This window comes from Shewanella sp. GutDb-MelDb (genome assembly GCF_002836075.1).
Classification (GTDB): Bacteria; Pseudomonadota; Gammaproteobacteria; order Enterobacterales; family Shewanellaceae; genus Shewanella.
The window spans coordinates 62259-83365 of record NZ_PJBM01000260.1 but is presented as its reverse complement, the minus strand read 5'-3'; the positions used below and the strand labels follow the sequence as shown (position 1 = coordinate 83365).

The 21107-nt window shown below is 46.1% G+C and carries 12 protein-coding genes; 6 read left to right on the top strand and 6 right to left on the bottom strand.

Going from position 1 to position 21107, the window contains the following annotated elements:
* Nucleotides 1-306: 306 nt before the first annotated feature.
* The 6 genes from malQ (at nucleotide 307) to CXF82_RS19540 (ending at nucleotide 12745) form a co-directional block, all read left to right on the top strand.
* Nucleotides 307-2619, top strand: a complete 2313-nt coding sequence (malQ, locus tag CXF82_RS19565; protein WP_102044789.1) for a 4-alpha-glucanotransferase — start codon at nucleotides 307-309, stop codon at nucleotides 2617-2619.
* Nucleotides 2612-4882, top strand: coding sequence for a 1,4-alpha-glucan branching protein GlgB (glgB, locus tag CXF82_RS19560; RefSeq protein WP_102044788.1), 2271 nt, complete (start codon nucleotides 2612-2614; stop codon nucleotides 4880-4882). The genes malQ and glgB overlap by 8 nt, the downstream gene beginning before the upstream one ends.
* Nucleotides 4883-4885: 3 nt before the next feature.
* On the top strand, nucleotides 4886-7123 hold the full coding sequence (gene glgX / locus CXF82_RS19555) for a glycogen debranching protein GlgX (protein ID WP_102044787.1): 2238 nt from the start codon (nucleotides 4886-4888) through the stop codon (nucleotides 7121-7123).
* On the top strand, nucleotides 7120-9651 hold the full coding sequence (locus CXF82_RS19550; protein WP_102044786.1) for a glycogen/starch/alpha-glucan phosphorylase: 2532 nt from the start codon (nucleotides 7120-7122) through the stop codon (nucleotides 9649-9651). The genes glgX and CXF82_RS19550 overlap by 4 nt, the downstream gene beginning before the upstream one ends.
* Nucleotides 9652-9706: 55 nt before the next feature.
* The gene (gene glgC / locus CXF82_RS19545) at nucleotides 9707-10972 is read left to right on the top strand and encodes a glucose-1-phosphate adenylyltransferase (RefSeq protein WP_101090581.1); all 1266 of its coding nucleotides are present in this window, start codon (nucleotides 9707-9709) and stop codon (nucleotides 10970-10972) included.
* A gap of 99 nt (nucleotides 10973-11071) precedes the next feature.
* Nucleotides 11072-12745: a glycogen synthase gene (locus CXF82_RS19540; protein WP_374702380.1), complete on the top strand. Its 1674-nt coding sequence runs from the start codon at nucleotides 11072-11074 to the stop codon at nucleotides 12743-12745.
* 142 nt (nucleotides 12746-12887) lie between these two features.
* Here the strand turns inward: CXF82_RS19540 and CXF82_RS19535 are convergent, their stop codons facing one another.
* The 6 genes from CXF82_RS19535 to CXF82_RS19510 form a co-directional block, all read right to left on the bottom strand.
* Nucleotides 12888-13361, bottom strand: a complete 474-nt coding sequence (locus CXF82_RS19535; RefSeq protein ID WP_101090582.1) for a LabA-like NYN domain-containing protein — start codon at nucleotides 13359-13361, stop codon at nucleotides 12888-12890.
* A gap of 187 nt (nucleotides 13362-13548) precedes the next feature.
* Entirely contained in the window at nucleotides 13549-13728 is a 180-nt protein-coding gene (locus CXF82_RS19530; RefSeq protein ID WP_101090583.1) for a hypothetical protein, read from the bottom strand.
* 293 nt (nucleotides 13729-14021) lie between these two features.
* On the bottom strand, nucleotides 14022-17126 hold the full coding sequence (locus tag CXF82_RS19525; protein WP_102044785.1) for a multidrug efflux RND transporter permease subunit: 3105 nt from the start codon (nucleotides 17124-17126) through the stop codon (nucleotides 14022-14024).
* Nucleotides 17127-18233: an efflux RND transporter periplasmic adaptor subunit gene (locus tag CXF82_RS19520; RefSeq protein WP_102044784.1), complete on the bottom strand. Its 1107-nt coding sequence runs from the start codon at nucleotides 18231-18233 to the stop codon at nucleotides 17127-17129.
* 340 nt (nucleotides 18234-18573) lie between these two features.
* Nucleotides 18574-19659, bottom strand: a complete 1086-nt coding sequence (locus CXF82_RS19515) for a shewanella-like protein phosphatase (protein WP_102044783.1) — start codon at nucleotides 19657-19659, stop codon at nucleotides 18574-18576.
* Nucleotides 19660-19689: 30 nt separating this feature from the next.
* Nucleotides 19690-20805 carry an acyltransferase family protein gene (locus tag CXF82_RS19510; RefSeq protein WP_232775138.1) on the bottom strand — a complete coding sequence of 372 codons (1116 nt, stop codon included), beginning with the start codon at nucleotides 20803-20805 and terminating at the stop codon, nucleotides 19690-19692.
* Between the last annotated feature and the right edge of the window lie 302 nt (nucleotides 20806-21107).

Sequence of the window (21107 nt, the reverse complement as noted above, 5' to 3'; positions counted from 1 at the left end):
AGCTAATTCTGTAATTTTATGACGTTGACAGCTGCTAATTTCATCATTCAACCCCCTTTATGTGGCCCTAGTGCTCTTTATTGAAGCACTGCTGCGTTTTTTTTGTGCAAAAAACCAATCACCCTAAGTCTAATTATCATTTTATAACTGAGGAGGCAACGAGCTCTTGCTGGTTTAAGTTATTGATTTTCATTAGCAGAGAATTGTCACCTCATTGAAATAAAACTGTCTTTAAGCTGTTACTTGTTGTTGGCATGGTTACTGCTCCATCTAGAGAGTGGGTCACTAAATTCAAGGAAGACAAGTATGGGGCTAGAGAAGTTACTGTATTTGCAAGGTGTCGGTGCCGAGTTTGTCAGTTGTAGTGGTGAGAATATCTATACTCCAGAACAAGATCGCATCGGGATTTTACGCTGCATGTTGGATGCTGGTATTACTGACAACCAACAACGCCTTAGCGATGATATGGTTGCGAGCAAAACCTTCGAGCTCGATGCACTGCCATGGACCCAACCATTGCCGAGTTTTCAGCACTGCAGTATCAATGCGCCTTTGCTCAGCCTTTATTTGCCAGAAAATACCAATGACTTGCTGAATATTCGTCTACAACTTGAAAGTGGTGACGTTTATCAATTCTCCCTTTATGCCGCTAAGCTGCACTGTCACATAGGCGGTTTGGTCAATGTAGTGGGTAATTATCAAATGGGTGCAGTGGCATACCTGCATTACCAATTGTCGATGACTCAAGCGCTGTTGCTGTCTGCTCTTGTGCGCACTGAGCCAATGTCCGGCGCTGAACTTCCTTATATTGGACTCGGTTATCATCGAGTAAGTATTGAGTTGGAAAACTCCACCATTAAAGGCGAGGCCGTTTCTGGTACTTGGTTAGTTGCGCCCGCAACGACCTATCAAGGCAGTCCTAGTCGCACAACGTTAAACGATAGATTGTGGGGCCTTAGCATTCAGTTGTTTAGCCTACGCAGTGATACCCAGTGGGGTATTGGTGATTTTGCTGATCTGTTATCTCTCATTGCCGTCGTCGCCAAAGAGGGCGCGAGTTTCATCCTACTTAACCCTTTGCATGCGCTTGATATTGCAAGCCCGCAAACTTGTAGTCCCTACAGTCCATCTGATCGACGCCGGTTAAACCCGCTCTACATTAATATTGAGATGGTGCCTGAATTTGAGTTGTTATTGCGACAAAAGGCTAAAGGGACAATTGACTCGGGTGATGTTGAATTTGAATCCGAGTTATTGGCAACTAAGGCGCTGGTTAACGCGACAGATTGGCTCGATTATCGTTTGGTCAGTAGCCACAAATACCGTATTTTTACTCAGTTATATCGGTTGTTTGTATCAGGTCATGTTGAGCCTATGAGTGCGCGGGCACGACGCTTTAACGCTTTTATCGCCGAAAAAGGCGAGGCGTTAATGCAGTTCTGTGATCAGCAGGTGGCTGACACACAAAGTTTAAACGAGTTTGAAGGCCTAGATAACCGCTTTTTTGCCTATCTACAGTTTGTTGCTGAGCAACAATTATCCCAATGCCAAGGACACGCTAAACAGCTTGGAATGTCGATTGGCTTAGTACGCGATCTCGCTGTTGGCGCCGCGGCAAACAGTGTTGAAGTCCAAGCGGGTAATAATCCCTTTTGCCAACAAGCCAGTATCGGCGCGCCGCCAGATCCATTTGCACCCCAAGGTCAAAACTGGGGGCTGACTCCGCTCGATCCTATTGCCCTTAAACACAGTGGCTATCAACATTTTATCTATCTGCTGCGCGCCAATATGCAGTCTTGTGGTGCGCTGCGGATCGATCATGTGATGTCGCTGTTGCGCCTATGGTGGTGGCCCGCATCTGCGGCACAGGGTAATGGCGCCTACGTTTATTATCCACTGGATGCGTTACTGGCCATTTTGTGCATTGAAAGTCAGCGAGCACGCTGCCGCGTCATTGGTGAAGATTTAGGGCTTATTCCGCCTGAGATAGTCAGCAAACTCTTTGATGCGGGTGTGCTGTCAAATGATCTGTTCTATTTCAGTAAGCAAGATGATGCTTTTACCTTGCCCGAAAACTATAAACCGCAAAGCTTGATGATGCTGGCTAATCACGATGTGCCGCCGTTATTGGCTTGGTGGCAAGCCGATGATCTTCATCTTAGACACAAGATTGGCCTTATCGACACTAACACTGATAAAGACAGTCATCTTCAACATGCGCTGTCACATCGTCAGCATGAAAAGCAGCAATTACTCACGCTGCTGTGTAATGCAGGCGCATTGAGCCATAGCGATATCAACACCACCGACTATTCAACATTATTGCCGGCTTGGATCTCCGTTTGCGCTGCGGGTACTGCCGCATTGTTTAGTGTGCAGTTGAGCGATCTAGTGCAAGACAATCAACCGGTAAATATCCCTGGTACTTGGCTTGAATACCCCAATTGGCAGCGACGTATGCCAGTTACGCTTGAAGTCTTAGCCGCTGCGACGAGTGTTAAGGCGCTGTTTAAACACCTTAGGCTGGCGCGAGCATCCGCGAGTGTAACCGATGCTCAAACTCCACCTTGCCCGACAACATTGTCACCACAATCTAATGGATTAAACCGCTATGACTAACAACGCTCCCGAATTTCAACATGGTTCCGCTGTCGCCTTGCTAAACGGTGAGTTTGTCGATGTGTTTTCGCTATTAGGGATGCATGCAAGTGACAACAGTAAATCACTTACGGTGCGTTGTTTTTTACGTGGTGCGGTGAGTGTTGAGGTGATTTGCATTAAAACGTCTCGCAAAGTGGCCAGTTTAACTAAAGAGAATGATGAAGGCCTGTTCAGCGGCAAAATGGGCCGCAGAGTTAAGCCATTTCTCTACAAATTGCGAGTTCAATATCCTTTATCAGAGGTTGATATTATCGACCCTTATCAATTTGACAGTTTACTCGCTGCTGATGACCTCTATCTTTTTGGCGCAGGAGCTCAGCAACAAGCTTATCGATTTATAGGGGCTAATTGGCGTGAATGCCAAGGCGTTGCTGGTGTGCTGTTTTGTGTTTGGGCACCTAACGCTAAACGGGTTTCTTTAATCGGTGATTTCAACCATTGGGACGGCGCTGTTAATGTGATGCGCCAGCATCTTGCTAACGGTGTTTGGGAGATTTTTGTGCCCAATGTGGCGGCTGGTGCTTACTACAAATTTGAGATCATCGATGCCAATGGCGCTTGCATCGAAAGAGCCGACCCATATGCCAAAGCGATGCAACCCGCCCCGGGTAATGCCTCGGTGGTGAGCAGTGCAAAGGCTCATGTTTGGCAAGATGAACAATGGCTTGCTGAGCGTAGCCAAAAGGTGTGGCATCAAGCGCCCATGTCCATCTATGAAGTGCACTTAGCCTCTTGGCGCAGGCAAGGTGATGATGGTGCTAAGTATCTTGATTATGCAGCACTAACGCTGCAGCTGATCCCCTACCTACTTGAGATGGGCTTTACGCATCTGCAGTTAATGCCAATCAGCGAGTATCCGTTCGACGGTTCTTGGGGCTATCAGCCCGTGGGGCTGTATGCGCCGACTTACCGTTTCGGAGATATGAATGGCTTAAAAGGCTTTATTGATGCTTGTCATCAAGCAGATATTGCGGTGCTGCTTGACTGGGTTCCGGCGCACTTTCCAAAAGATCCCCATGGATTATGTCAGTTTGATGGCACGAGCTTGTATGAGCATGCCGACCCGCGCCAAGGTGAACATCCTGATTGGGATACATTGATCTACAACTATGAACGCGGTGAGGTACAAAGTTATCTGTTGAGTAACGCTTGCTACTGGCTGGAAGAGTTTCACTTTGATGGGCTAAGGCTCGATGCCGTGTCTTCAATGCTGTATTTAGATTACAGCCGAGAAGCGGGGCAGTGGTTACCCAATGCTAATGGCGGGCGAGAAAATCTAGCCGCTATTAGCTTTCTACAAAATTTGAATCAACGCGTTTATAGCAGCTTTCCAGGGGTTTGCATGATAGCCGAGGAGTCGACAGCTTGGCCTGGGGTAAGCCATATTATCGACCAGCCGTTAGCAGAGTCGGCATCGATAGATAGCAACACGCAACATAATTTGGGCTTTGGCTTTAAGTGGAATATGGGCTGGATGAATGACAGCTTGGGTTATTTACAACGCGACCCTATCCATCGACAGCACCACCATCACGAGTTTAGCTTTAGCCTTGTGTACCAATATACCGAGCAGTTTATCTTAGCGTTAAGCCATGATGAAGTCGTCCATGGTAAAGGCTCATTACTGCATAAAATACCGGGAGATGATTGGCAGAAATTTGCCACGTTAAGGGCTTATTACGGTTTGATGTGGGGTCACCCGGGCAAGAAGTTGTTGTTTATGGGGGATGAGTTTGCTCAGCGAGATGAGTGGAACCACGATGTGAGTTTGGATTGGCACTTACTGCAGTACGCGCCTCATTCGGGAATGCAATCTTGGGTCAAAGATTTAAATCAGCTCTATAAAGCATCCTCTGCACTGTGGTTAAAAGATTGCGACCCCAGCGGTTTTAGCTGGTTAGATTGTGATAATGCTGAGTCGAGTATTTTCAGTTTTATCCGCTATGGGGCTGATGACACTGATCAAAGTGAGGGGAGTCATAATAGCCCGCTGGTGTTTATCGTTAATATGACGCCAGAGGTGCATTACGGATTTAGAATTGGGCTTGCTGACAATAGCGATGTTGTTGAGAAGCTTAACAGTGATAGCGCATTTTATGGTGGCAGTGACGTTGGTAATCAAGGTGTTATTAGCGCAGAAGCTAGCCCTTACCAAGGGATGTCTTATAGCGCGCTGGTGACGGTTCCGCCGCTGTCGTGCTTAGTCATAGGGAAGGCGTAAGTGATGCAAACCACAGTAGGGCGGCCTTACCCACTCGGTGCCACGGTAGATGAGCATGGCGTTAACTTTGCCCTGTTCTCAGCCCACGCCACAGCGGTAACCCTGTGTGTGTTTGATAGTGCAGGCGAGAATGAACTTGCACGTTATCCGTTGACGCAAAAAAGCCAGCAAGTGTGGCACCTGCATATTGAATGTTCGGACAAGGCGTTGGTTTATGGTTATCGAGTCGATGGTCCTTTCGAACCCCATTCTGGTCACCGCTTTAATGCCAATAAATTACTGCTCGACCCATACGCCAAACAATGGCTGGGTCAATTTATTGAACATCAAAGTCACTATGGATATTGCGCTGATCATGCCTTAGAAGATCTCTCTTTTGACGAGTGTGATAACGCGGCTTATATGCCTAAATGCAAAGTGGTTGATACCTCCTTGCTATCTGCTATCTCTCCTTTATGCGCGTCAGCAACGCCTATTACTAATGATCTCAACGGCCACATTATTTACGAGCTACATGTTAAGGGCTTTACCCAGCTTTGCGGTGAGATAGAGGAGTCAATTCGAGGCACATATTTGGGGTTGGCGGAGCCTAATGTGCTGCGTTACTTAACGGAATTAGGGGTTACCTGTGTTGAGCTATTGCCGGTACACAGTTTTATAAGTGAAGCATTTCTACAAGATAAACAACTGACTAACTATTGGGGCTATAACAGCTTAAGTTTTTTTGTGCCTCAGCATCAATATCAAAGTGACTCTCTCACTGCCCCAACATCTATTGAACAGTTCAGAAACATGGTGAGTGCACTGCATGGCGCTGGTATCGAAGTGATTTTAGATGTGGTTTATAACCACACCGCCGAGGGCAACCGTCTTGGACCTACCTTGTGTTTTAAAGGTATCGATAATCTGAGTTATTACGGGCTCCTCCCGAGTGATAAACGGTTTTATATCAACGATACCGGCTGTGGTAATACGCTCAACATTAGTCACCCCAAAGTCTTGCAGTTGGTCATGGACTCGCTGCGTTACTGGGTCGAGATTATGGGTGTTGATGGTTTTAGGTTTGATTTAGCCAGTTGCCTAGGTCGAGAAAGCCATGGTTTTGATAAAGGCGCCGGATTTTTCGATGCGATAGCGCAAGATCCTGTACTGAATAAAGTCAAACTGATCGCCGAGCCTTGGGACATTGGGCCTGGAGGTTATCAGTTAGGGGGGTATCCGCAGGGCTGGAGTGAATGGAACGATCGTTATCGCGATACCGTGCGCCGCTTTTGGCGCGGTGACTTTGGCATGCTACCTGAATTGGCTCGCAGGCTACACGGTTCGAGCGACTTGTTTGAACATGCTGATAGAGGGGCAAGTTCGAGTATCAACTTTATCACCAGTCATGACGGTTTTAGTCTGCACGATCTGGTGAGTTACTGCCAAAGGCATAATGATCCTAATGGTGAACAAAGCCGCGACGGACATCAAGAAAATCACAGCCATAATTATGGTGAAGAGGGAGAAAGTAACAGCGCTGATGTTAACGCACAGCGCCAGCGCCAGGTGAGAAACATGCTCACCACATTAGTCTTGTCGCAGGGCGTGCCGATGCTGCTAGCGGGAGATGAAATAGGCCACAGTTTAAACGGTAACAACAATGCTTATTGCCAAGATAACTCGACCAATTGGCGTGACTGGTCAAATACTGCCGAGCAGCGCAGTTTACTGCATTTTGTAAAACGTCTGATTGCGATTAGAAAGCGTTTCTGTGGTTTATACCCTCAGCATTTTATTCACCAAAACGTATCGACAGACGGCGGTGGGCTAGGTTGGTTCTGTCGGCAAGGCGAACCGATGAATAAGCTGCAGTGGGGCGATGCTCACACGCGCAGCTTAAGCTTGGTACTTTGCGGTGAGGTTGCCGCTGAACATTCAATAGCGCCAGAGCAGCAGGCGTTACTGTTAATGCTTAATGCTGATGATCAAAGCTTGGTATTTAATGCCCCGAGTATTGAAGGTTACAGCGAGTGGCACTGCTTATTACACACCCAAACCGATGATGACATCACGTCGAGTACCGTCGCCATGGAGGGGACTGCTCCCTTTGTGCACCAGGTCTTTTCTCAGCCAGAGCTGGGCTTAACCAACACTGAATCAAAAATAGACACTTCACCTTCAGCTTTCACTCAGAGCTATCAGCTCAAAGAGCGAAGTGTGATGTTGTTTTATGCCCAACTTAAAGGAGCAACCGCATGACTGCACCTGTAAAGACGACTACCACTAAAGCCAAATCAACAGCAAAACTCACAAAAGCCAAAAAGACGAAGGTCACTTTGGTGAATGATAAGCCGACTGAAAATAGCCCATGTGAGCCTTGCGATGCATTTCATCTGGTGATGGCGCGGCATATTAATAATGGTTTAACGCGTGATGAGTATGAAAAACAGGACTTGTTTCAAGCGCTGGCGACCACGGTAAAAGAGCAGATGTTAGCCCCTTGGCGACAAACTCGAATTGATGATGTTGCGCAACAACGTAAGCAGGTGGCTTATTTGTCACTGGAGTTTTTGATGGGGCGCGCGCTGGGCAATGCGTTGCTTAATCTCGATATTGAGCAAACCACTCGTGATGCATTAAAGGATTACGCAGTAACGCTTGAAGAGGTTGAGCAACAAGAGCATGACGCTGGGCTAGGTAATGGTGGTTTAGGGCGCTTAGCGGCCTGCTTTTTGGATAGCTGCGCCAGTATGAACTTGGCGGTGACAGGCTATGGCATTCGTTATGAATATGGCATGTTTGCCCAAAAGCTGGTGGACGGTTTTCAAGTAGAGCGTCCGGATCGCTGGCTTAGAGAGGGGAATCCTTGGGAAGTCAGAGCCGCACAACATAATGTTAAAGTGCCTTTCTTTGGCCGAACCAGCAGTTATATCGACCCCAATGGACGCTGTAATGTCACTTGGGTTGATAGGCAAGATGTGCTTGCTGTGGCTTTCGATATGCCTGTACCGGGTTATCAAAATGGTCGTATTAATACCTTAAGATTGTGGAAAGCGGAAGCGACCGATGATTTCGACCTCACTGAGTTTAACCAAGGGGATTACAGTGAAGCCGTGGCACGCAAAAACATGGCTGAGCAGATCACCATGGTGCTCTATCCAAATGATGCCAGTGAAAACGGCAAGGAGTTAAGGCTACGGCAGCAATATTTCCTGTCGTCTGCCAGCTTACAAGACATTCTTAACACTTGGGTTAGTCTGCATGGCAATGACTTTAGTGATTTTGCCACGTTCAATGTGATGCAACTTAATGATACGCATCCTGCTATCGCCATACCTGAGTTAATGCGTTTACTGGTTGATGAGTACTTCCTTGAATGGGATGACGCATGGCAGGTTACAACGCAGACCATGGCCTATACCAACCATACATTGTTACCTGAGGCGCTGGAGCGCTGGCCGGTAAAAATGATGCAGCATATGTTACCGCGGATCATGGAGATCATTTTTGAGATAAACGCGCGCTACTTAGAGGTTGTCGCTCATCAGTGGCCAGGCGATCCGGTAAAACTGGCTGATATGTCAATTATTGAAGAGGGCGATGAGCCGCATGTACGCATGGCGTATTTAGCCATTGTGGCCAGCTTCTCTATCAACGGTGTTGCCGGTTTACATACTCAGCTGCTGACCTCTGGTTTGTTCAGCAATTTTTATCAGCTTTGGCCTGAAAAGTTCAACAATCGAACCAATGGTGTGACCCCAAGGCGCTGGCTTGCACAGTGTAATCCTAAGTTAAGTAGATTGATCTGTAAGCGCTTAGGGGATGAATGGGTGACTGATTTAAGTCACCTAAATGCGCTTAACGCCTTTACCGATGATGTGGCGTTTATCAAAGAGTGGGCGGATGTTAAGCAAGCCAATAAAGTGGTGTTGCAACAGTTGATCCGCACCGAGTGCAATGTTGAATTTGATCCGGAGATGATGTTCGACGTGCAGGTTAAGCGTATTCATGAATATAAACGCCAACTGCTTAATATCTTGCACGTTATCCATCTCTATCAACAGATTAGGCTGGGTAATACTGACAACTTAGTGCCGCGTTGTGTGCTTATTGGGGGTAAAGCCGCGCCAGGTTATGCGATGGCTAAACTGCTGATTAAATTGGCCAACAACGTTGCACACATGGTTAATTCTGATGCGGTTGTTAGCCCATATCTGCGATTTGCCTTTTTGCCTAATTATAACGTCAGTGCAATGGAAAAAATTTGTCCGGCAACGGATCTGTCTGAACAGATCTCAACCGCAGGTAAGGAAGCTTCAGGTACTGGCAATATGAAATTTATGATGAACGGTGCGCTGACCATCGGCACCTTAGATGGCGCCAACGTTGAGATGTTGGAGGAGGTGGGCCATGACAACTTTTTCCTATTTGGGCTTGATGCCAGTGAAGTCACGCAATTGCGACAGGACGATCAATATCAACCACAGTCGTTTATCACCGCTTCTAGCGCCTTATCAGGGGTGATGGAGTTATTAGAAAGTGGTCACTTTAACCTGCAAGAACCCGATATTTTTACCTCTATTATCAATAGTATTAAAAACCCTGATGATCCCTGGATGACTGCGGCTGATTTTGAATCTTACCGTCTAGCGCAAGTCGAGGCGGCTAATAGCTATAAAGATCAATTGAGTTGGACACAAATGAGTATTAGAAATACCGCGGCCAGTGGTCGCTTCTCAAGTGATATGACTATCGCTGGATATCGCGATGAAATTTGGAGAGCGTGATGAGCATTCAGTTAATAAAGAATATCAATAACGTACGTTCAAGGAGTGAACCAGTATGAGCAATGATCCACGCTACATTAGTAATTTAACGCGCGATACCTATGCCATTATTCTTGCGGGTGGCAGGGGCTCTAGGCTACATGAACTCACCGAATGGCGTGCTAAGCCGTCACTGTATTTTGGAGGTAAGTTTAGGATCATTGATTTTCCATTATCGAACTGCGTTAACTCCGGGATCCGCCGTATTGGGGTGGTGACGCAATATAAGTCACACTCGCTTATCCGTCATGTTATGCGGGGCTGGGGTCATTTTAAGAAAGAGTTGGGCGAATCGGTTGAGATTTTACCGGCCTCACAGCGCTACTCTGAAAACTGGTATCAAGGCACTGCCGATGCTGTGTTTCAAAACATTGATATTATTCGCCACGAACTACCGAAATACGTGATGATTTTGTCGGGAGACCATGTTTACCGCATGGACTACGCGGGACTTTTAGCCACACATGCTGAGTCGGGGGCAGATATGACCGTCTCTTGCCTAGAAGTGCCCACGCCTGAAGCGGCTGGTGCATTCGGTGTTGTTGAGGTTGATGAGTCTGGACGGATCTTAGGATTTGAAGAGAAGCCTGAATTACCAAAACACCTACCTGAAGACCCTGAAAAGTGTTTAGCGTCCATGGGCAACTATGTATTTAACACCGAATTTTTATTCGAGCAGCTTAAACGTGATGCGCAAAACGAGAACTCTGAGCGCGACTTTGGTAAAGATATTATTCCGTCGATTATTGAAGATCACAAGGTCTTTGCCCATCGATTTAGAAGCGCATTTCCAAATGAAGAGGCTTATTGGCGCGATGTCGGTACGCTCGATTCATTCTGGTTATCGAATATGGAGCTATTGTCGCCCACGCCAGCGTTAAACTTATACGATGCTAAATGGCCTATTTGGACCTATCAAGAGCAGCTACCGCCAGCAAAATTTGTCTTTGATGATGACGACAGACGTGGCATGGCACTCGACTCGATTATTTCGGGTGGCTGCATTATCTCTGGCGCAACGGTGCGGCGCAGCGTGCTGTTTAATGAGGTGAGGGTTTGCTCATACTCATTGGTTGAAGACTCCGTGATCCTGCCTGACGTGGTGGTGCTTCGAAACTGCAAGATTAAAAATGCCATTATCGATCGCGGCTGCATCATTCCAGAAGGCAGTGTGATTGGTTATAACCTTGACCATGATCGCGCCAAAGGTTTTAGAGTTTCCGAGAAAGGTGTGGTGCTGGTCACGCGAGACATGTTGGGTCTGCCAGTGGGGTACGAGTAAACGATGGCAAATGAACAACCAGCAGTGAATGTTGCAAGCCATATCACTGGCAACAAAACACATCATCAATCTGAGCATAAGATCATGCCCAGAATATTGATGTTAGCGGCTGAAAACGCTGCTATCGAAGGCGGTAAAGTGGGCGGCATGGCGGACGTTATCAGGGATCTGCCACTCGCGCTAGCAAAGGTCAACGTTGCCGTTGATGTGGCTATGCCCAGTTATGGTTTTTTGGACCGTGCTGCTAATGCGCAGTGGCTTGCAGAGATCAAGGTTAATTTCTCTGGACGAGAAGAGCAGGTTACTGTCTATAAAGCGGCTCATCCGAGTCTGGATAATCGCTATTTCTATCTGTTCTCACATCCATTGTTTAACACTAATGGCGAGATCTATTCCCAAGGCGATGCAGCGCGTCCTTTTGCAGATGATGCGACTAAATTCGCCCTGTTTAGTTTATCTGTCGCCAAGGCATTGAATGATGATTTGTTAGCCATTGCAGCGGATAAGCCAAGTCAGGTGATATCGCCAGCGCCCGATGTGATTCATCTACATGATTGGCACTGTGGTGTTTTTGCACTGTTGCGGGCATTTGATAGCCATTTTCATTCACTTAAAACGCTACCTTGTGTGTTTACAATTCACAATTTGGCACTGCAAGGTATTCGACCACTTAGCAATGATAGCTCTTCACTTTCGGCTTGGTTGCCGACGCTAACGGATAGGCTAAGCGAGCAACAGTTTGCAGCGATTACCGACCCAAGGTATCCCAATTGTGTTAACCCGCTACGAGCCGCGATTGTCTTGAGCGATAAGGTGCATTTGGTGTCACCCAGTTATGCCGCAGAGGTGTTACAGCCTTCAGCACATAATCGAGGTTTTTTTGGGGGGGAAGGGCTGGAAGCTGACTTGCAAGCAAAGCTTGATCAGCAAAGCCTTATTGGTATTTTGAATGGTTGCATGTACCCCGCACTGCCGTTAAGTAAAGTCACAGACATGGGGGGCAACCTGTCTGCTCCGCGTGTATTCCCGCTTAACGATTGGCAAGCATTGTTAGCTCAAGCTGAATCAGCATTGCTGCGTTGGCAAATGGGGAGAGAGCATGTCAGCAGTCAGGATTTTATTGCGCTGTCTCGGTTGCATCAATGGCAGCAAGATTCAGCATTAACCAGTGAAGCTGATTTTCTAATGACCTCTGTTGGTCGACTCACCGACCAAAAAGTGATGATTTTACGCTATCGTTTTGCTGATGAGGTGGTTGAAGCGTGCTGGCGTGGCAAAACGGTGTTGCAAGTTTTACTTGAGCGCATGGCGTTGCTAGCGCCTGACGGCAAGTTTGTATTGCTGGGCAGCGGCGATCCTCAAATCGCACGTGAGTTTGCAGATGTTGCTGCTCGCAATGCTAATTTTATCTTTCTTGATGGTTATGATGAAGGGGTGTCTACGGCGCTTTACCAACACGGTTCACTGTTTCTGATGCCGAGCTCCTTTGAGCCTTGTGGCATTAGTCAAATGTTAGCCATGCGAGAAGGGCAGCTTTGTTTGGTCAATCACGTGGGTGGACTTAAAGATACGGTGCATCATTTAGAAACGGGATTTGTATTTGAAGGAAGCAATGTGTTTGAACAAGGCGCTGCGCTTGTTTCTACTTTTGAAGGTGCTATGGCGCTATATCAGAGTGACAAATGGTATTCGATGGAGCGATTAGCGAAACAGCAACGTTTTGATTGGCAAAGCCAAGCGCCTAAATATGTAGAACAGCTTTATCGAGTTTAAGAGGGGTTGCTCGGAATAGCCTTTAATGAAACCGTTAAAGGCTTTCTGCAGGTTTAGGTTTGCAGTAACGATGAAGCAGCATTGCGAGCGATATTCAACATCGGCTGTTCGCTACACTTTAGTCAGCTAACAAGATCGCAATTTAGAGTAACAAGCTATCATCAATTTCGTGGTATTGACCTGTAGAGTCGATCAAGGATTTTGCCGTTAAACCAGGGACGCCATACACTTGGGTTTCAACGCCATATTTTTGGTAGATTTTTAGCATCAACAGGTCGAAGTCGCCATCTCCTGACAGTAGAATCACACAATCAACGTCACTTGCGGCTTCCATAATGTCGATGGTGATCCCCACATCCCAGTCACCCTTAGCCGAACCGTCACTGCGTTGTATAAAAGGCTTGAGCTTGACCTCAAAACCTATGTGTTTCAGCGCATCTTGGAATTTTAACTGACCGTCATCGCCACGATGAATGGCGTAAGCTGTGGCATTGGTTATCTCGCCTTCATAGCCAAGGTGTTGCCAAAGTTTACGGTAATTGAATTGACGACCGTAGGCTTGTCGGCAGGTGTAGTAGATATTTTGTACATCAACAAACAGAGCAATTTTTTTCACGGGATGACCATTTTTAGAAAGTAGCGATCAAGACAATACATTAGGCTGGTAAAGGAGTGAAGCGTCGCGAGAGATTAAAAGCAGATAGTTAACGTTAGTGACAGCTGAGCATAAGCAGAGCTTATTCCCATCGCACCCAATATAGGGTTATTCGGTGGCAATACAAAGTGCAGTAAGTAAGTTGATATTAGACCCAAATGTCGATATTGGTGTATCTATGACTGCTATTTTTGCGTCTACGCTCATAGGCTTCGACTTGAGTATTGTCAGTCGTTTGCTCGCTGGATACAGCACGTCGGTCAGCAAAATACTTGCCATTAATATTAATAGTTTCAATTACTCGAGGGGGCACTTTAGACTTAATCATAAGCTTAACCGTCTTATCTGAGGTTAAAGACCACTTACTTTCAACCAGTTGAATATACTTTTAATTGTAGTAGGGTTTTACAAAACTGTGTATTAGAGGGGCTAAATTGTCCAACATTTGGTGTAGCTTTATGGGTAAGTTAATTTGTTCTATGGAGCGAAGGCATTTATTACAGCGTCTTCTAACATTACTCCATTTGTCCTAGCTTGAGATAGGCAGATTCTGCACCAGGTGACTGACACAGCAAAAGGGCTTGCGCTAGCAAGCCCTTTTAAGTGATGTAACCTTGATATTTATTGTAGTTTTAGCTCCTGCTCAGCAATGGCTTTATCGAGCTGAGCCTCTACATATCCTGGTGACTTAGTCGCCCCTGAGATCAATCGATACATGGCGGGGATCACCAGTAGTGTGACTAATGTGGCGAATGCCATGCCGAAGAACACGACTGTACCTACGGCAATACGACTTTCTGAGCCTGCACCCGTTGACATAATCAAAGGTATCGCACCAATCAGTGTGGTAAAAGCGGTCATTAGAATAGGGCGCAAACGCCTTGCCGATGCGTCAATAATTGCTTGTTCTATCTCCAAGCCTTTATCTCTAAGCTGGTTGGCAAATTCAACAATCAAAATGCCGTTTTTGGTCACCATACCGATAAGCATGATCATGCCAATTTGGCTATAAATGTTCAGCCCTTGACCCGTCAAATATAACCCTAAGAAGCCACCGAATATGCCCATAGGCACGGTAAACATCACCACTAACGGGTTGATAAAGCTTTCGAATTGCGCTGCAAGCACTAAATAGGCGACCAGTAGTGCTAAACCAAATACGATAAATATGCTGCTCTGGTTCTCTTTGAAGTCTTTTGACTCACCGGTATAAGCCACTGAAATATCGCTCGGCAGCATCTCAATCGCTTTTTGATCTAAAAAGTCTAACGCTTCACCTAAAGTGTAACCTTCGCCTAAGTTGGCTTTAAGGGTTATCGACTTCTGTTTATTATTGTGGCTTAGCTTTTGCGCTGAAGCGACCTCTTCAATATGGGTGATAGTGTCTAACGTAATGAGCTCTCCTTTTGCGGATCGCATATAAATCTGGCTGAGATCAGCAACGCTGTTAAAGCTATTTTCATCACCACGAAGATAGACGTCATACTCTTCACCACGCTCGACAAAGGTGGTTTCACTGCGGCCACCTAACATGACCTCTAGAGTTTCAGACACTTCTGCCACGCTAACGCCCAGTTCAGCTGCGCGTTCACGATCAACCGTGACCACCAGTTCCGGTGTGGTCTCTTTATAGTCAATTTCAGGACTTTCTAGGATTGGACTGTACAGAGCTTCCTCTTCCAGCGCGGACGCCCATTTAAATAATTCTTGGTAATCTGAGCCCCCTAAAACGAATTGTACTGGTTCGCTCGAACCGCCCCTATAGCCAGGCAACATTGGGCGCACCATTACATCGGGGATCCCTTTTAAAGCTTTGGCAATGACGCCTAGCGCTTGTTGGGCATTGATGTCACGTTCGTTCCAATCTTCTAGCTGAATAATCACAAAGCCAGTTTGATCACCAGCACGACCACCAAAAGCGGGAGCTTGAATGCTAAAGGACTTGACCACACCTTGGCCTAATAGCGGCATGAGTTTCTTTTCGGCTATCTCCATATTGGCGGCCATACGGTTGTAACTGGTACCTTCTGCACCCTTGATAAAGGCGAATATTACTCCTCTATCTTCCTGTGGGGAAAGCTGAGCGGGCACTTGATTCATCAAAAACCAACTGCCTAAAATACAAGCGATAATCACCAGTGGTGCCGCTAATCTTAATGACACCGCTTTGCTAACCATGCGTCGGTAGAACCGTTCTAGGCGCGCGAACATGGACTCTATCCAAATATTGAATCGATTCGGCTTAACATTTGCTTTTAGCAGTTTACTGGCCAGTACTGGCGTTAAAGTTAATGCGACAATCGAGGAAAAAATAACGGATACTGCCAACATCACCGAAAATTCGGTAAATAGCAGGCCAACCATGCCTTCCATAAATGAAATGGGTAGAAACACCATCACCAGTACAGCAGTGGTGGCGACAACCGCAAAACCAACCTCACGCGTGCCTTTGTAAGCAGCAAGGAGAGGGGGCTCCCCTTTTTCAATATGGTGGAAGATATTTTCAACCACCACAATGGCGTCATCGACCACTAAGCCAATGGATAAAATTAGCGCCATCAAGGTCAATAGGTTAATCGAAAAACCCAGAGTGTTAGCGGCGATAAAGGCTGAGATCAAAGACACTGGCACGGTAACGGCAGGAATAAGCGTTGCGCGTGCTTGGCCAATAAAAATGTACAGCACCAATATCACCAGTAAAGCCGTTACCGCTAAGGTATTAAACACTTCATCAATAGAGCGATCGATAAACACGGTGGAGTCATAGTCGACGATTAACTTTGTTCCTTCAGGAAGAAACTGCTGAATGCGGTCGACTTCTTTATGCACATCTTGAGCAACTTCAAGCGGGTTTGCATCGGATTGCGGTACCACGCCTAAACTGATATTGACGACGCCATCACTTTTAAACGTCGAGTTTTCGTTCTCTGCACCAATAAAGACATTAGCGACATCCTTTAAATAAACCGGTGTGCCATCACTCGATCTGCGCAGTACTAGGTAGTCAAAATCTTCAGGTTTTTGATATAGCCTTGCCGTTCTTACGGCCATCACAGTAGTGTCATTTCTGACTTCACCTCCTGGGGTTTCTACGTTTTCTTGATTGAGAACCTTAATAATGTCGCTGGCAGTCACTTGCCTGCCCGCCATGAGTTCTGGTTGGAGTTGAACGTACATGACTTTGTATAAGCCGCCAGAGATGTCGACACTACTCACGCCGCTGATGAGGCTGAATCGGTCTTCAAGTACGCGCTGGGCGTAGTCGGTAAGTTGAGTTCTATCCATTATTGAGGAACTCAAGTTAACGTATACCGAGGGCTCACCGGTGCCGTTATCTTTTGAAACGATAGGATCTTTTGCTTCATCTGGCAGCCGGCGTTGAGCGCGGGCGACAGCATCACGTACATCGCTGACCCCTTCAGTTAGGTTCCATCCTAAAAAGAAGGTCACTGTTATCCGACTCATGCCGTTACGGGTCACCGACTCAATTTGGTCTACGCCGCTAATACCGGTAAGTTCATCTTCTAATGCGGTGGTGATTTGACTCTCCATAATGGTCGCCGAGGCACCATCATAGGTGGTCATCACTGTGACGACTGGACTTTCAACGTCAGGCATTTCACGCACAGAGAGCTTACTAAACGAGACTGCGCCAAATACACACAGCAGTAAGCTTAAAACAATCGCCACCACAGGACGTTTGACGGATACATCTGATAACCACATTTAAATGCTACCTCGAGCTTGTTCTGTAAGCTGTTCAGCTTCTTTGGCGATCACTGAGGGAGTTGTTAAATCTTCGACACGTAAACCATCGCGCATATTGACCAGCCCTTGTACGACGACCTTATCGCCAATGGTTAAGCCATTAGTGATCAATACTTCATTATCGATGCGGGCACCCAAGGTCACTTTAGTGCGCTTAGCGATATTGTCTTCTCCAATGACATAAACAAATCGATTGGTACCGGAATACTCCAATGCTTGCACGGGAATAACCGGCTCAGAGACTGTCGGAAAAACCAGGGTGGCAGACATCATCATGCCAGGCTTTAGGTGATGATTAGGATTGGTGAATTGGACCCTAACGCGCAAATTTAAGGTGTCTTGGTTGACGCGAGAATCGATTGCAATGACTTCACCGGTAAAGTGGGTATCTGGCCAAGCACGGCTAGTAGCGACCACTGTCATTCCGGGACTTAGCAAGGCTAGGTAATGCTCTGGGACTTGAAGATCTAAGCGCATACTCGACAGGTCGTCGAGGGTGATGAGCTCCGTTCCGGCCGTCACCATCTTTCCTTGGCTAAAGTCGACTAAACCTGCAGTTCCCGAGAAGGGGGCGATTAAATAATGATAATCCAAGTCTGCTTGGGCAGCTGCGAGTCTGGCTGTTGCCATATCAACATTGGCTTTTTGTGCATCAATTTCAGTCTGGGTAATGGCATTGCGGCTAATCAGTTTTGAAAACTCTTTGAGTTTGCGCTTTTCATCCGCGAGGTATGAAGCGGTTTCTGCTAGTGCTGCTTGCGCTTTTGCATCATCAAGTTGAATGAGTAGTTGGCCTTTGCTTATCTCTTGGTCTGAGCTGATATTAATCGCACGTATTTTCCCCGCGATTTGCGGTGCAATAAACACTGACTGTTCAGCATCAAGTTTACCAACGAGCGATAGCGATTGTGCTAAATCATGTTGCTCAACAGTCCCGGTTATCACGGGGACTGTACGAACTGCTCGCTCTTTTGAAACCGGTTTTTTAGCCTCAGATAAACGGCTATACGTCAGCGTACCGGCCAGTATCAGCAAGATAGGAATGAGAAAATATGAGGTTTTCATGAGTGATTACTTAAGACAGCCGAAGTTGGGTGTATTTTAAGAAAAAAACAGCCTCAGTAGGGTAAAGCAATGTAAAGTAGAGAAAATTAGCGTTTAGTTATTTACAGTTTCAGTACAAAAAACCTGCTGGGTTAACATCTAGGTAGCATCTCTTGAGTTCGCGTATCATTTGTCGCGCTGTAAGTGGGATCTATTGAGTAATGAAGCGCAGATAAGCGTGTTGACTGACAGAGTGTGCTAAATGAATAATGGTTAGAGAGTCAACCAAAATGAATTAGGTGGCTGTCACTTATTGACCGCCACCATACTGCTTTGCTTACTATCTAGCTTAGAGGACTTTTTATTGATTACGGCTATTTGCCTGCAGTGTTTCACGTGTTCCGTCATATAACCCGCGTATAAGCTGGTTATTTTCCAGTAATAGCAGTTCACCAGATTTACCGACTTTTATGCTGCTATCAACGGCAATCACCTTGTTGTGAAATAGACCTAAAACCCGTTCTTGGGAGGTGTGTCCGACCACGATATGATTAACATTAAAGTGTTGCAAAATGGTATCTAGTTCAGCTTCGGTAAATGTTTCTGAAAAGTAGCCTCGATACCAAGTTGGCCCGTTTCCAAAAAAAAGGAAATTGAGTAAGTCATCTGCCTTTAGTGATTTTTTCGACGCATCCACATTAGCACGATACAGGGCATTCGCTTTGGCTAAGGTTAGCTCTCGACTGATCCATTCACTGCTGATCCCACCATGCATATACAGCACATCGTTGATCTTGATAATGGTGTTTTTACTTCTTAACCACTGACCTATTTCAGTATCTGCGCCGTAGAGCTTGTTATAGGGGCGATTAATGAGGGTTGCGGCTATATCATAACGCTGGTGTACATAGCGCAAGTCACCGCCGAGTACCATCTGTTCATGATTGCCCATTAATAGATGTACCATGCCGCCAGCATCTCTAGCTTGTTGGTCGAGCTGATACATAAACCACAGCACTTCATTGACTTGATGGCCGCGGTCAAAAATATCCCCCGTCATCACCATATGCCCCTCGCCGAAGGCCCAATTTCCCTCACTATCAATAATCTTTTGCTTTTTAAGCAGAGTCATCAGCACGTCATACTGGCCGTGTACATCACTTAACGCGACCACCTTTTTAATACCTACGTAAGTGTCAGGCATGAGCTGCTTAATCTCGCTTGAGATCTTAGCCTCGGGTAAATCCCCGCAATGCTCTGGTCGATTCACTTGCAGCTTGTCTATCGAGGTCGTTTTGAGTTTATTGTCACAGATCCAGTAAGCCGTGCTTTGGCCAGATATCGGGGTTATCACGTAAGGGCCATCAAACTCAGTTGCTGCATCGGCGCGTGCTAGTGGGCCCTGCAATGTCAGCCCCAGTAATGCAAGGCAATAAATTTTATTCATTTTCTACTTCTTATTATTTTGTACAAATGATTACCAACCAATAAGGTATCGGCTGCGTTTACTTAATAATTTTTTGATTAACACGGCGATCATATACGAGATGGCGACCACTATGAGCGTGACAATTAACGTAGTGAAGATGTTGCCTTTACCTGCGAGGCCGAATAAATCTGGGCTATCGTAGATCATCCACCAAGGCGTAGTAAGCCACGGGTGGATAAAGTAAATGGCAAAACTCACCTCCGCTAACTTTTGCAGTGGCGCGATTGAAATATGTTCAAACTTGTTCAAAATGGCCAAGATCACCAATGTCAGTAACAGTTTTTGCGGTAGCATCAGGTCTGGCACAGTCATTTCAAATGGCGCTTTATTAAGCACGCCAGCACCAAAAAATTGTGCTTGAATCAATGCCAATGCAATGGCTGAAATAAACATAGGGATCCAGTACTTATCAATAAATGGGAACAGCTTATCGCGATGTGCTGAGCCCCACACCCCCAGCAAATATACCGGGAGAAAGTAAACCAAGGATTGAATAGCATTAAGGTTGGAAATTGGCCGATGCACCATCACGGCAATAGCAAGCAGCGCAACAGCCCAATACATGACGTGTTGTTTTTTAATTAAGTACATTACCCACGGTGACAGGGCAAAAAGCATCATACCCATTGGGATATACCAGTAGGCGGTTAATGTACGGCCGGTGATGACATACCAACTGGCAGCCTCTGCAGGCGCTGTTATATCGGCATAAAGAACATGTAATGCAGGCTCGGTTCCAACGGTGAGATGCCAGACAATCCAAGGTAGCGACAGCAGTAAATAGGGCAGAAAAACAAACTTAGTTTTGCTCTTCATGTATTTTTTGTAATCCCAGCGGTTATAAAATACATGGTGAAACAGAAAGCCTGAAATAAACACAAAAAAGACCGTGCCATTCATCATTAAATTAAACCAAGCTTTGTCGGCAAAAGTTTCAATCTGCCACCCGGCAGGGCGGTAGCAGTGCGCCATAACAATAAAGATGATGGCGATGCCACGAAAATGATTAATGCTGTTTAAAAATTTCTTTGGTTTTATATCTTTAGGTGCACTAACAGTTTGAGGAGGCGTATTGTCTTGTGGCTGAGTAATTTTTTCATCCATGGTATTTACACTTATTGTTATTCCACTGATTTACAAACTAGCATCTCATAATTTGAGCTTATTTTGTTGTGAAATTGAAAATAAGCTGTGATGAGTTTTTGTTGTTGTTATTCAGCCTACTCGAACAGTGAGTGAGCTAAAGGCAAATGCGGTATTTGTATCGAGAAACTCTATGCCTTGCTTTTGGGATTAGAAGTTAGAAGATACACCAATGAAAAGTTGATAACTTTTACCTGCTTTCATATTTGAATAGCATCCGATGTCACCAGTATTTTTTGCGGCATTGAGGTGTATGCCTCTGA